The sequence below is a fragment of the Acidovorax sp. IB03 genome (assembly GCF_016406015.1).
GTDB classification, from domain to species: Bacteria; Pseudomonadota; Gammaproteobacteria; order Burkholderiales; family Burkholderiaceae_C; genus Acidovorax; species Acidovorax temperans.
The window spans coordinates 100,934-114,496 of record NZ_JAEFCH010000005.1; the positions used below are offsets into that span (position 1 = coordinate 100,934).

The 13,563-nt window shown below is 64.0% G+C and carries 6 protein-coding genes; 4 read left to right on the top strand and 2 right to left on the bottom strand.

From position 1 onward, the window contains the following. Window positions 1-3,045 carry a DNA methyltransferase gene (locus IHV84_RS20310; protein ID WP_233099721.1) on the bottom strand — a complete coding sequence of 1,015 codons (3,045 nt, stop codon included), beginning with the start codon at window positions 3,043-3,045 and terminating at the stop codon, window positions 1-3. Between the two features lie 58 nt (window positions 3,046-3,103). Beyond that, window positions 3,104-5,725: a DNA mismatch repair protein MutS gene (mutS, locus tag IHV84_RS04685; protein ID WP_198846009.1), complete on the bottom strand. Its 2,622-nt coding sequence runs from the start codon at window positions 5,723-5,725 to the stop codon at window positions 3,104-3,106. A gap of 722 nt (window positions 5,726-6,447) precedes the next feature. On the opposite strand from mutS, the gene IHV84_RS04690 reads away from it, so the two are divergent. From IHV84_RS04690 to IHV84_RS20745, 4 genes are all read left to right on the top strand, one after another. After that, window positions 6,448-8,496 carry a putative bifunctional diguanylate cyclase/phosphodiesterase gene (locus IHV84_RS04690; protein WP_370541193.1) on the top strand — a complete coding sequence of 683 codons (2,049 nt, stop codon included), beginning with the start codon at window positions 6,448-6,450 and terminating at the stop codon, window positions 8,494-8,496. 140 nt (window positions 8,497-8,636) lie between these two features. Further along, window positions 8,637-9,230 carry a hypothetical protein gene (locus IHV84_RS20735; protein WP_370541189.1) on the top strand — a complete coding sequence of 198 codons (594 nt, stop codon included), beginning with the start codon at window positions 8,637-8,639 and terminating at the stop codon, window positions 9,228-9,230. Next, complete coding sequence (locus tag IHV84_RS20740) at window positions 9,128-11,896, top strand: PAS domain S-box protein (RefSeq protein WP_370541190.1); 2,769 nt, start codon at window positions 9,128-9,130, stop codon at window positions 11,894-11,896. The genes IHV84_RS20735 and IHV84_RS20740 overlap by 103 nt, the downstream gene beginning before the upstream one ends. A gap of 106 nt (window positions 11,897-12,002) precedes the next feature. Then, window positions 12,003-13,550 (top strand): response regulator, encoded by a 1,548-nt coding sequence (locus tag IHV84_RS20745; protein ID WP_370541191.1) that lies wholly within the window; start codon window positions 12,003-12,005, stop codon window positions 13,548-13,550. The last annotated feature ends 13 nt before the right edge of the window (window positions 13,551-13,563 follow it).

Genomic DNA, 13,563 nt, shown 5'->3' on the forward strand with positions numbered 1-13,563 from the left:
TCAGGCTCCTTCAGAGGTGCTGCGTTGCAGGTTCAGCGCCAGGAGGCGGCGCAGGATTTCATCATCGGGCATGTTCGCCGTGTAGTCGGCCCAGCCGTAGGCGGCGGCCACCGCCGCATCGAGCTGGGCGTGCGCAGCGGCCAGCCAGGCGGGCCGCAGGTTATAGAGGTTGGTCAGCGTGCGTTTGGCCAGCTCTTTTTCGAACCCCGGCTTGGGCACGATGCGGTCGGGGTAGGGCGATGCGCTCAGACCCAGCGGCACCACCTCGGGCACGGTGTCCGTCCACTCCGGCGGGTTCAGCCAGGCCTGGCGCAGGGCGTTCAGGCGCTGGGCGGCCTGTGCAATCGCGGTGGCCGCCTGGCGGGGTGGTATGGTTTTGATAGCTGCTGGCGCTTGATGGACGGGCGCTAGAGGCTGATTTGGCTTGAAGTCCTCTGTGTGCAAGGCGTCCGACAAAGTATCTGGAAGGTCGGCCGGAATCAGCGCGCCGCCTTCCACCGCCTCGGTGCGCTGGTGCGCCGTGTCTGCCGGGGTGAGGCCTGCGGGGAAGGGGAAGGTTTCGAAGCAGGTGGTGGGGGTGTAGCGGGGCCGGTCTTCCAGCGAGGTGCCCATGCGCAGTGCCCAGAGTTCGTGGAAGCGGCTGTGCAGGATGCCGAAGGTGGTGTCGTCGGCGCGGGCGATGGCGACAACTGCGCTATCAGGAAGAACTTGATTGCTAAACCAAGCAAACACCCGGTGCTTAGAAACACGCGGGGTGATGATTTGCCGCTCAATGTTCTGCAGGGCCAACTTCATTGACGGGCGGGGATCGCCATGACACCACCAATGCAAGCGGTGCCAGTCTCGTCGCAAGTCAATTCGGGTGGGCTTTACAAACTCAACAACGTGCGCAAAAGGCGCTTCAAAAAGTGAGCAATCCGCTTCGGTCATTTTGTCGAAGTCGATCACCCAAGTGTTTTCTGGACGGCGAGTCACCGCAAGACCATTGGCCCAAGGTCTTATTACCAAGGAGTTCGGTTTCCCATGCGGGTTGGGTTGCTGCAACCACTTCACCGCAACCTCATAAGGCACGTCAAATGGGCCGTTTTTTTGGGTGCCGATGAACGACGTGTCCGTGTTGCTGGGTAGGCGCTGGGCTTGGGTCAGGTCGGTAGCATTGGCGTCTGTGTGTGAGCTTAGATCAGCGGCGATGGTGTTGACTTCCAGACCATCCAATCGGGGGGCTTGCTCTGCTGAGCCAAACGCCACCAGCGAGACACGCACTGCGGCCCCGTCATTCACCCATGGCTCGTCGCTCCAGGCATCAAAAATGCGTGTCTGTGCGCAGATGGCATCGAGCACCTTGCGGTTGGCGCCACCCCGAATGGAGTTGGTGGTGACCAGCCCGGCGCGCTGCAGTTGGCCCGCCGCCATTTGTGCGCGGGCCTTGTCGAACCAATAGCACACCAGGTCGGCACCGCCGGGCACGCGGCCTTCGTAGGTGCTGCGCAGCAGGGTGGTGTAGTCCTCGCCCAGTTCGCGGATCATTTTGCGGTCACCCAAAAACGGCGGATTCCCCACCACCACATCCGCCGCAGGCCAGGCGGCCTCGGTGCCGCCTTCGGTCAGCAGCGCGTCGCGGCATTCGATGTGCTCCAGGGTGTCGAGCACGGGGTTGGTCTTGAACTCGTAGCCGTGCGCCAGGCGCCATTGCAGTTCGCCGATCCACACGGTCACGCGGGCCAGTTCGGCGGCGTATTCGTTCAGCTCGATGCCCAGCACGTTGTGCGGGCCGGTCACCAGGTCGGCCTCGCGGTCCAGGCCCAGTTCGGCGGCCTGCAGGTGGCTGTGGTGTTCCACATCCTTTAGGCACTTGAGCGCGAGGTACAGAAAGTTGCCGCTGCCGCAGGCCGGGTCAAGGGCGCGGTAGTTTTTCAGCTCATCGAGCCAGGTGATGAACAGCGCGTGGGCTGCGCGGTAGTGCCTGTCACCTTTTTTGGCGATTTTGGCCGCCAGTGCTTGTATCTGCTGCGCTATAAGCTCCCATTTTTGTAGCAATGGGCGGCGGATGACAGGGTCGATCAGGCGCTCGATGGTGGCCGGGTCGGTGTAGTGCGCGCCCAGTTGGCTGCGTTTGGCGGGGTCGAGCCCGCGCTCGAACAGGGTGCCGAAGATGGAGACGTCGATGGCGCTCCAGTTCAGGTCGGCGGCGCGGCGCAGCTCGGTCAGGTCGGGCGCGGAGAGGGGCGGCACGGCAATGGTCTGAAACAGCCCGCCGTTGAACCAGGGAATATCGTCCACGCCATACAGGCCACCGTTTTGCATGGTGCCAAAGAGCTGCGTGAGGCCCTGCGTCAGTCGCTCGGGCGTGGCTTGTTTGTTGTTCACCAGACGCTCGAACATGCGACCAGGCAGTAGGCCCACGTCTTCCGCAAAGAAGCAGAACAGGCACTGCGTGAGAAAGTGCGCCACCTGGTTGGCGCGCTGTTGCTGGCTGGCGGTGTTTTCACCGGGCGTGGCGCCGCGCTGGCGCAAACCTTCTGCCAGGGCGGCAAAGCTGCGGGCGGCGGCCTCGGTGATGTCGCGGTTGGTTTGCTGGGGTTTGAAGCTCTCGGGCGCGGTCCATATGCGGCGCAGCAGGGCCAGGTTGGCTGGCTGGTCCATCTCGGCAATGCGCACCTCGTGCGTGGCACTGGGGTGGCCGGTGAACTGGGTGTGGATGCGAATCGTGAGCCGGTCAGACACCACCAGAATGGGCGGGTTGGACAGCGCCAGGCTGTAGGTGAGCAGCTGCTTGAGCGCGGTGTCGAGGTTTTTGCCCGGAGCCTTGTTCTCCCACGCAAACACGCCACGCATGAAAACGTCGGCATAACCCGTCTTGCCGCCGATGACGGTACTCTTTTCTTCAAACCGGTAGCCCTCGGAACTGCCGGGCTTGGGCACACCAAGCAGTTCGCACAGGTCCAGAAAGTGGCTTTGCGCGCCTTGCTCTTCATTGAGTGCGTAGGCCGGGCCGGGCACGCCACCGGGCGCGCCCCATTTGGCGATGAAGTCTTGAGGGGTCATGGAATAGGGTGGTGAGTCCGCTGAGGTGCAGGTGGGACGGGAAGGCTGCAAAGTTGCCTCAAGCCCCCGCCATTTTCTTGAGCTGGTACAGCGCATCCAGCGCCTCGCGGGGGCTCAGCGCATCGGGGTTGATGGCGGCCAGAGCGGCTTCCACCGGGCTGGTGCCGGGGCCGTCGGGCTCGGGTGGGGCGGCGAACAGATCCACCTGTACATCGTTTTCGCCCGCGCGTTCTTCCAGCGCCGCCAGGGTGTGGCGGGCGTGGTGCAGCACGGGCGATGGCATGCCCGCCAGCTTGGCCACCTGGATGCCGTAGCTGCGGCTGGCCGGGCCGGGCTGGATTTCGTGCAAAAAGACGATGTCGCTGCCCGCTTCGGCTGCGCTCACATGCATGTTGACGGCGTGCCGCGCCTTGGTGGGTAGCTCCGTCAATTCAAAGTAGTGCGTGGCAAACAGGGTGAAGGCGCGGGTCTTGTCGTGCAGGTGTGTGGCAATGCCGCTGGCCAGGGCCAGGCCGTCAAAGGTGCTGGTGCCGCGGCCAATCTCGTCCATCAGCACCAGGCTGTGGGGCGTGGCGGCGTGCAATATCTGCGCGGCCTCGGTCATTTCCAGCATGAAGGTGGACTGGGCGTTGGCCAGGTCGTCTGCCGCGCCAATGCGGGTGTGGATGGCGTCGATGGGGCCAATGCGGCAGTGGGTGGCGGGCACATGGCTGCCCATGCAGGCCAGCAGCGTGATCAGCGCCACCTGCCGCATGTAGGTCGATTTACCGCCCATGTTGGGGCCGGTGATGATCTGCATGCGGGTGTTGGCATTGAGCCGCGTGTGGTTGGCGATGAAGCTGGCGTTGGACGTTTCGGCCAGTCGCGCCTCCACCACCGGGTGGCGGCCACCTTCAATGTCGATGCAGGGCTCGGGCGCAAACTGAGGCGCGCACCAGTTGAGGGTGAGCGAGCGCTCGGCCAGCGTACACAGCACATCCAGCGTGGCCAGGGCCTGCGCCAGTTGCGTGAGGGCGGGCACGTGGGGCTGGAGTTGATCCAGGATTTGTTCGTACAGCCACTTTTCGCGGGCCAGTGCCCGCTCGTTGGCCGACAGGGCCTTGTCTTCAAAGGCTTTCAGCTCGGGCGTGATGAAGCGCTCGGCGTTCTTCAGCGTCTGGCGGCGGCGGTAGTCGTCGGGCACGCTGGCCAGGTGGCTGCTCGTCACTTCAATATAGAAGCCGTGCACCTTGTTGAACTGCACCCGCAGGTTGGGGATGCCGGTGCGCGCCTTCTCGCGGGTTTCCAGCTCCAGCAAAAAGCTGTCGCAGTTGGTCTGGATGGCGCGCAGCTCGTCCAGCTCGGTGTCAAAGCCGCTGGCAATCACGCCGCCGTCGCGCACCAGGGCGGCGGGCTCTTCGGCAATGGCGCGGCGCAGCAGGTCGGTGCAGCCTGCAGGCGGCTGCAGGTGGCTGAAAATTTGAGCCAAATAGGGCTCTGGCGCTTGCGCATTAAGCGCTAGCAGCTCTGCTTTTTGTAGCGTTTTGCCCAGGCCTACCAGCTCGCGCGGGCGCACCTGGCGCAGTGCAATGCGGGCGGTGATGCGTTCCACATCGCTCACACCCTTGAGTTCGCCACGCAACTGGGCCCACGGGCCTGATCCGCCGCCTGCGCCCCCGGCCCCACGCAGTGCCGTGGTGGCTGACAGGCGCTTGCGGGCCTCGGTGCGGTCGCGCTGGGGCTCCAGCAGCCAGGTTTTGAGAAGGCGGCTGCCCATGCCTGTCATGCAGGTGTCGAGCAGCGAGAACAGGGTGGGGGCGTCATCGCCGCGCAGGGTTTTGACCAGCTCCAGGTTGCGCCGCGTGGTGGCGGGCAGGTCGATCAGGTCGTCGCCCCGTTGCACCTGCACGGTGTGGATGTGCGTGAGCTGGCGGCCCTGGGTGTGCTCGGCGTACGCCAGCAGCCCGGCGGCGGCGGCGTGGGCCTCACCCAGCCCGTGTGCGCCCCAGGCTTGCAGGCTGGCGGCTCCCAGGTGCTCCAGCAGCTTGCGTTCGCCCAGGGCACTGTCAAATTGCCAGTCGGGCCGCAGGCTCATCGGGCAGGTGAAGGCGCCGCCCTGGCGCAGCACCTGCAGTTGCTGCTCAAAGCGCTCGGTCACTCCGGCGCTGTAGATCACTTCGCTCGGGGCCACGCGGCCCAGCCAGTGGGCCAGCTCGTCCTGGGTGCATTCGGCCAGGTGCACGCGGCCCTGCGTCACGCTCAGCCATGCCAAGCCGCAGCGCGCGCGCGGGCCTTGGTGCACGGCCAGCAGCATGGATTCGGCTTTGTCGGAGAGCAGCTCGGTGTCCGTCAGCGTGCCGGGGGTGACCACGCGCACCACCTTGCGCTCCACCGGGCCTTTGGCGGCGCCCACCTCGCCCACCTGTTCTGCAATGGCCACCGATTCGCCCATCTTGATAAGGCGCGCCAGGTAGTTCTCTAGTGCATGGAAGGGAACCCCCGCCATCACCACCGGCTGCCCACCCGACTGGCCGCGCTGGGTCAGGGTGATGTCGAGCAGCCGCGCGGCTTTCTCGGCGTCCTGCCAGAACACCTCGTAAAAGTCACCCATGCGGTAAAAGAGCAGCGTGTCCGGGTACGCGGCTTTCAGGCCAAGGTACTGCTGCATCATCGGCGTATGGTGCTCGAACGTGTCGGACATGCGGTGCGAATGGAAAGACGAAAGAAAAACAGGGCCAAGCGGGGTGCCGCGGCGAGAGGCGTGGACTGTAGCAGGGCCAGGCAGTGGCTGTTGCTTCACAAATCTTTGACGATTTGCAGCGTTTTGCTGTTACCTTTTGACATACTGTGGCTGGCGACGCACCACGCTGCGACGTTGCGGGATACCCTTTCTTCTAATTTTGCAGAGGTTCCAGAGCGATCGTGATTTCTTCCGAACTGCTGACAGATCTTCTCTATCCCGAGGGAGACACCCTGATGGGCCCTCTCGCACATGGGCGCATGCAGGCGCTGCTGGATGCCGTGCCCGTGGGGCTGCTGGAGTTTCGCCTGGAAGAGGATGGCCTGTACCTCTGGGCCTCCAATGCAGCGGCGCGCCGCATGCCGGGCCTGGGCTTGGTGCGCGAGGAAGGCGTGCTGGCGCATGTGGTGTTTGACCAGCTGGCCCACACCACGCTGGTCGAGCAATTGTGCGCAGTGGCGCGCCTGGGCGTGCCACTGGACTGCCGCCAGGTAGTGCGTGAGGGCACACGGCTGCTGTTGGCCTGGGATCTGTCTGCAAGGCGCGTGGCAGATAACTGCATCGTGGTGAGCGTGCGCGATGTGTCTGAGGCAGAAAACCTGCGCATGGCCCTGGCGCAGGCCGAGAGCGCCCTGGCCGATGCCCGCCGGGACCTGCAGGAGCAGACCGAGGTGTTCAACACCATGGAAAGCCTGGCGCAGGCCGGCCATTGGCGCCGCATCGAAGACCCGGGCGAGACGGTGCTGCTGTGGTCGCCTGGTCTGTGTGATATCGCGGGTTTTGAGCGGCAGGAATGGCTGAGCAACGAGCGTGCGGTCAGCGGCATTCCCGCCGAAGACCGGCCTGTCTTTGACCAGGCCTGCCGACGGGGTGATGGCTCGGATGTGGAATACCGCTGGCGACGTCCCGATGGCGAGGTGCGCTGGATGCGTTCGCGCGTACGGCACTCGCGCTCGCGCGATGGCATGGTGGTGTACATGGGCGTGGTGCAGGATGTGACCGAGGAGCACCGCGCGGCCGAGCAATTGCGTGAACAGTTGCTGTTCATCCAGCGCATCGCCAGTCGCATCCCCGGTTTCATTTACCAATACCGCCTGCATTCGGACGGCACCACTGCCCGTGTGCAGTACATCAGTGACGCGGTGACCCAGTTCCTGGGCGTGACGCCCCACGAAGTTGCGCAAGACCATGGCTTGCTGCTCAAGCATGTGCTGCCCGAGGACGCCCCGCACCTGCGCCGCTCTGCGGTGGTGTCAGCGCGGCGCATGCTGCCGTGGCGCTGCGAATACCGTGTGGTGGGGCCTGACGGCAGCGTGCGCTGGCACATGACCAGCGCCGTGCCCCACAGGGAGCCGGACGGCACCGTGCTGTTGCATGGGTTCACCATGGATATCACTGACCGCAAGCAGGCCGAGCAAGAGATCAAGCGGCTGGCCTTTTATGACGCGCTCACGGGCCTGCCCAACCGGCGTTTGTTGCTAGACCGCCTGCAGCGCGCCATTGTTGCGGGGCAACGCACCAAGGCCCAGGGCGCGCTGTTGTTCATTGACCTGGACAACTTCAAGGACCTGAACGACACCTTGGGCCATGACATGGGCGATCAGCTGCTGTCCCAGGTGGCATCGCGGCTGTTGGCCTGCGTGCGCGAAGCCGATACCGTGGCCCGTTTTGGTGGCGACGAGTTTGTCGTGATGCTTGAAAACCTCAGCAGCCACCTGCATGAGGCTGCCTCACAGGCAGAGTCTGTGGCAGACAAACTGCTGGCCAGTCTGAACCAGCCGTTTGAGCTGGCAGGGGCGCGGCACTACAGCACGCCCAGCATTGGCATCACCTTGTTTGGGGAGCATCGCCTCTCGGTGGACGAATTGCTCAAACGGGCCGACCTGGCGATGTACCAGGCCAAGGCTGCGGGCCGCAACACCCAGCGCTTTTTTGACCCGGAAATGCAGGCGGCGGTGAATGCCCGCTCGAACCTGGAGGCTGACCTGCGCCAGGGCCTGGCGCGCAGCGAGTTGCTGGTGCATTACCAGCCGGTGGTGGACCATCAAGGCAAGCTCGTCGGTGCCGAGGCCCTGGCCCGCTGGCGCCACCCGCAAAGGGGCATGATCAGCCCGGCGGAGTTCATACCCCTGGCAGAGCAGACAGGTCTGATCCTGCCCCTGGGGCAAGCCGTGCTGCGCAGTGCCTGCACCCAGCTCCATCTGTGGGCTCAGCACGAAGCCACGGCCCACCTCACCCTGTCGGTGAATGTGAGTGCCCGGCAGTTTCGCCAGCCAGGCTTTGTGGCGCAGGTGCTCGACACCCTGCGCGAATGCCAGGCCCGGCCCCACAAGCTCAAACTTGAACTCACCGAAAGTATGCTGCTGGGGGATATTGAAGACGCCGTGCAGCGCATGGAACTACTCAAAAAACAGGGCGTGGGCTTTGCGCTGGATGACTTCGGCACCGGCTATTCCAGTCTGAGCTACCTCAAGAGGCTGCCGCTGGATCAGGTCAAGATCGACCAGAGTTTTGTGAGAGATGTGCTGAGCGATCCCAACGATGCGGCCATCGTCAGAACCATTCTTGCGCTGGCCAAGAGCCTGGACTTGCAGGTGGTGGCAGAGGGCGTGGAAACAGCCGGACAGCTAGGGTTTTTGCGTTTGCACGGGTGTGATGGGTTCCAGGGATACTTGTTTGGGCGCCCGGTGCCCGTACACGAAATGGACGCCCATATCTACCCCGCGCTTTGAGACGCAGCGCGCGGGTACGGAGGCAAGGGGAGGCAACACATGTGGTGCAGCGCCTTCAGGCGCGCGGCGTTTTGAGGGGAACGTGTGATGAATGAGGAGCCATTCCAGTGCACGCCTGCGGTGCCTAGCCGGAGGAACCTATGGCGGTAGGGGTGAAACGCTCGGGTACAGGCGTTGCCACGCTGCTGGACAAGGTGCTGGGCCGCAATGCGCCGGGCTGGCGGGGTGCATCCGTGGTGTTGGTCGCCGCCACATTGGCTGCCTGGCTGACGGTGGAAGTTGTCGCCCATTGGCTGGCGATGGAGCGGGCGCAGGAGCGCCAAGCCAAGCTGCAGCAAACCGCCGATGCCCTCGCGTACCAGGCCATGGGGGCTGGCATGCTCGGGGCGGTGTCTTTGCTGGGCTTGAGCGAGCCCCTGCTCAAAGACATGGCCCGGGGTACGGTGCCGCCTGACCACCCCGCTGCGCTCGCGCGCCTGACCGTGGCGCGCGAGCGTTTTCTCGTCAACGGCGCGTATGTGATTGCCCGCGATGGAACGTTGGTGGCCCATGAAACTGCGGGGCCTCGCTCCACCGGTGTGAACCTTGCGTACCGCCCTTATTTCCAGCAGGCGATGCAGGGGGCATCAGCGTGTATGCGGCCATTGGCGGCAACACGCACGAGCGCGGGCTTTACTATGCAGCGCCCCTGTATGAATCCGATTCGCCCTCGGGCGCCATCATTGGTGTGGTGATGTTCAAGGTGGGGATGGAGTCGGTCGATGGCCTGCTATCGCGGGTGGGTTTGCCGGTTTTGCTCTTGTCGCCCCAGGGCGTGGTGTTTTCATCCGCCCGGCCGGAATGGCTATTTGCCGTGGCACCGCCTTTGACCCAGGCTCGCATCGACAGCATTCGCGCCACACGCCAGTTTGGCAGTCACTTTGACAATGGCCTCGCCTCCGAGCTGCCTTTCAGCCTGGACGCATCACACGTGGTTCTGAACGGCGTACCCCATGCCATTTCGCGGCGCGCCGTGGATTGGAAAGATCCCGGAGGGCAATGGCAGCTCTTGATGCTGGACGATGTGAGCGGACTGATGCCCTGGTCGCAGCGCCTGCAAGTGGGCCTGGCGGCTTTGATGTTGTTTTCCATGCTGGGGTGGCTGCTGCTGGATCTGCTTCGCAGCAGGGCACAGGTGACGCGCGCGCTGGAGCGCTTCAAGGTGCTGGGCACTGCCCTGGAAAGCAGCCCCGTAGCCGTCGTCATCACAGACAGTGAAGGCTTTATCGAGTGGGTGAACCCGCAATACGAGCGCAACTGCGGCTACACGCTGGAGGAGGTCAAGGGGCGCAAACCTTCGGTCGTGGCGAGCGGGCAAACGCCTCCTGCAATGTACCAGGCCATGTGGGCAACCTTGTTGTCGGGCCAGTCGTGGCGCGGCACCTTCATCAACCAACGGCGCGATGGAAGCCTCTACCACGACGAAGTCACCTTGTCGCCCGTTTTTGATGAGCGCGGCAAGCGCATTGCCATCGTGGGTTTGCAAGAGGAAGTGTCTGAGCGCATGCGCGCCCAGGCAGAGCTGCAGCGCCGCGAGCGCATGCTCAACGAACTGCTGGAGCAGCAGACCGCCATCTTCGACAACGCCCCGCCCATCGTGCTGATTTGCGATCGGCACTTGCGCCAGTTCAACCCTGCGTTTGCTGAGTTGATGGGTGAGAGCACGGCGCAGCTGCAGGGGCGCCATGCGTCTTTCCTGTTTGGTGGAGAGGCGCCGTTCGAGGCGTTCCGCTCCAAAGTCATGCCAGGCCTGCACCCGCATGAAGCGGTGCGTGACACAGCCGTGTTGTATCGCCCCGATGGCAGTGTTTTCCACGCCCGGCTGTCGGGGCGTCGGCTGCAAATGGAAGGCTTCGCCAATGCCTCGCTGTGGGTGATCGAGGACGTGACCGAGGCCCGCAAGGCCGAGGCTGCGCTGCGCGAAATCCATGAGCGCCTGGAGTTGGCGCAAGAAGCGGGCAAGATCGGTGTGTTTGACGTAGACCTGCGCAGCGGCCGTATCCTCTGGTCGTCCAAACTGTCCGTCATGATGGGATTTGCGCCCGACAAGCAGCCCCAGTCCCGCGACGAGTGGCTGGCCTGCCTGCACCCGCAAGACAGGCAACGCGCCCGCGACCATTTCGACGCCTGCATCAACGGCACCCAGGACTCTGTGCGCGACTCCTGGCGCGTGTTGCGCCAGGATGGCGAAGTTCGCTGGTTCCTGGAGGCCGCCCGCATCTTCCGCGATGAGACCGGAAAGGCCACCCGGGTAGTGGGCGTCAACGTGGACATCCATGACCAGAAACAGCTGGAAGCCCAGGTGGCGGCGCAGCTGGATTTTCAGCAGGCCCTGATCGATGCCATCCCGGTGCCGCTGTTCTACAAGGGCGCGGATGAGCGCTACACCGGGTTCAACCGCGCGTACGAGCAGGCCTTTGGCGTGAATCGCTCAGACTTCATTGGCAAGACGGTTCAAGAGCTGGCGTTTTTGCCCGAAGAGCTGCGCATGCAGTTCCTCCAGGATGCCGAAGAGGCCCTGGGAGGCAACCAGACAGTGCACCGCGAGGTGGACTTGCCTTATGCCGACGGGCAGATGCACCACACCCTGTTCTGGCTGCACGGGTTTCTGCGCCCGGACGGCACGCCGGGTGGCGCTATTGGCACCTTTGTGGACATCACTGATCGCAAGCTGGCAGAGCAAGGTCTTTTGCGCGCGAAGGAACTGGCGGAGGAGTCAACGGCGCTCAAATCCAACTTCCTGGCCAACATGAGCCATGAAATACGCACGCCGATGAACGCCATCATTGGCATGTCGCACTTGGCGCTCAAATCGGGGCTCAGCCCGCGCCAGCACGATTACGTCAGCAAGATTCAACAAGCCGGCCAGCATCTGCTGGGCGTGATCAACGACATCCTGGATTTTTCCAAAATCGAAGCGGGCAAGCTCGCGGTGGAGAACCAGCCATTTGTGCTCGACCGTTTGCTCGAAAGCGTGGCCGATGTCGTGGGCTACAAGGCAGGTGCCAAGGGGCTGGAGCTGGTTTGCGATGTCGCCAGCGATGTGCCTCCCAATTTGGTGGGTGATTCGCTGCGGCTGGGGCAGATTCTCATCAACTACGCCAACAACGCCATCAAGTTCACTGAAAAAGGCGAAATTTCCATCGTGGTGCGCATGGTGGAAGAGCGTGGGCAACAGGTGCTGCTGCGCTTTGAGGTGCGCGATACCGGAATCGGGTTGACGCCAGAGCAGATGGGGCGCCTGTTCCAGAGCTTCCAGCAGGCTGATACCTCGACCACGCGCCGCTATGGGGGCACAGGGCTTGGCCATTTGCAAGAGCCTGGCCGAATTGATGGGTGGGGAGGTAGGCGTTGTCAGTGAGTTTGGTTGCGGCTCCACGTTTTGGGTGACCTTGCCGCTGGAGCGGGGCGCGCCAGCGCGGAATTTGCAGCCACCTGCTGATTTGCGTGGTCAACGCGTTCTGGTGGTGGATGACAACCATACGGCGGCGGCGGCTGTCTTGTCAGACATGCTGGTGGCGATGGGCCTGGAGGTGGATCAGGCTTACTCGGGCCTGCAAGCGCTGGAAATGCTGTGCGAATCGATGGCGCAGCAGCGCCTGTACGGACTGCTGCTGCTGGACTGGCACATGCCGGGCATGGATGGCGTGGAGCTGGCGCGCCACATCCGCAGCCTGGGCATGCCCCGCGTGCCGCAAATGCTCATGGTGACCGCCTATGGCCGGGAAGACGTCATGCGTGCGGCCCGCTCTGAGGGCATAGAAACCGTGCTCATCAAGCCGGTGAACGCATCGGTGTTGCTGGACACCCTGATGCAGCCCCTGGACGGCGCAGGCGGCAGCACCTCACGCACACCTGCGGCCGCGCCCGCGCCTGATGTATTGCCAGTGGCTATTCGTGGCGCACGCGTGCTGCTGGTGGAGGACAACGAACTCAACCAGATCGTGGCTGTGGAGCTGTTGCGCGATGCGGGGTTTGTGGTGGATGTGGCGGACAACGGCCAGATGGCTTTGGACCAGTTGCACCAAGCCTCGTATGACGTTGTGCTGATGGACATGCAAATGCCGGTGATGGACGGAGAGACCGCCACCCGGCAACTGCGGCAGGACCCACGCCTGCAAGACCTGCCTGTGATCGCCATGACCGCCAACGCCATGGATGCAGACTGGCAGCGCTGCTTTGCTGCGGGCATGAATGACCACGTTGCCAAACCCATCGAGCCTGCCGCGTTGTGGAGCGCCTTGTCCCGCTGGATCAAGCCCCGGCCAGGATTGGGCGGGGCCGCGATGCTCCCGGCGGTCGTGGCAACTCCTGGCCAGGCGCCGGTGCTGGCCTCGGTTCCGCGGCTGACGGGGTGGCCGCCGGTGGTGCAGGGCCTCAATACGACCCTGGGCTTGCAGCGCGCCCTGGGCAAGCCCGCGCTGTACGCCGATATGCTGGTGCGCTTTGTCCAGGCTCAATCATCCGTCGTTGCCCAGATTGATGCGGCGATTGCAGCGGGCAACCAGGGGCTGGCCGAACGGCTTGCCCACACGCTGAAATCCGTAGCAGCCAACATCGGTGCGCAAGAGGCCTCAGAACACGCCCATGCGCTGGAGCAGGCACTGCGCCATCAGCCTGCAGGCGCATCCAGCGCGCAGGTGCTGCCCTTGCTCGGCGCTCTGGCGGCGGCCATGGAGCCCTTGGTGGCAGGCCTGCAAAGCTGGGTCGATCAGTCCGGGGCTGCGTCGGCTGCATTCGCTCCGGGGCTGGCCGCGCAGCAATCGCCCACGGCGGATGTGCTGGCTGTGGATGACGTACTCACCCAGCTGCGTGATCTGCTATCGCAGGACGATTCGGCAGCGCCCCATTTTTTGCAACACAATGCAACAATTCTGGAAGCTGCCCTGGGGGATGGGTTCGCCACGGTCCAGGCGCAGGTTCGCAACTTCGATTTCGAGCAGGCACTGGAGCATCTTCCCGAGGGGCAGGGGGGCGTGCAGTCGCCCGGCCCGGATTCTGGTCAAGCTCTCTGAACGGTGTATTTCG

Bases quoted from the DNA above. Each gene is read 5' to 3' on its own strand.
- IHV84_RS20310 (WP_233099721.1), bottom strand. From the start codon at position 3,045: ATGACCCCTCAAGACTTCATCGCCAAATGGGGCGCGCCCGGTGGCGTG.
- mutS (WP_198846009.1), bottom strand. From the start codon at position 5,725: ATGTCCGACACGTTCGAGCACCATACGCCGATGATGCAGCAGTACCTT.
- IHV84_RS04690 (WP_370541193.1), top strand. From the start codon at position 6,448: ATGGAAAGCCTGGCGCAGGCCGGCCATTGGCGCCGCATCGAAGACCCG.
- IHV84_RS20735 (WP_370541189.1), top strand. From the start codon at position 8,637: ATGGCGGTAGGGGTGAAACGCTCGGGTACAGGCGTTGCCACGCTGCTG.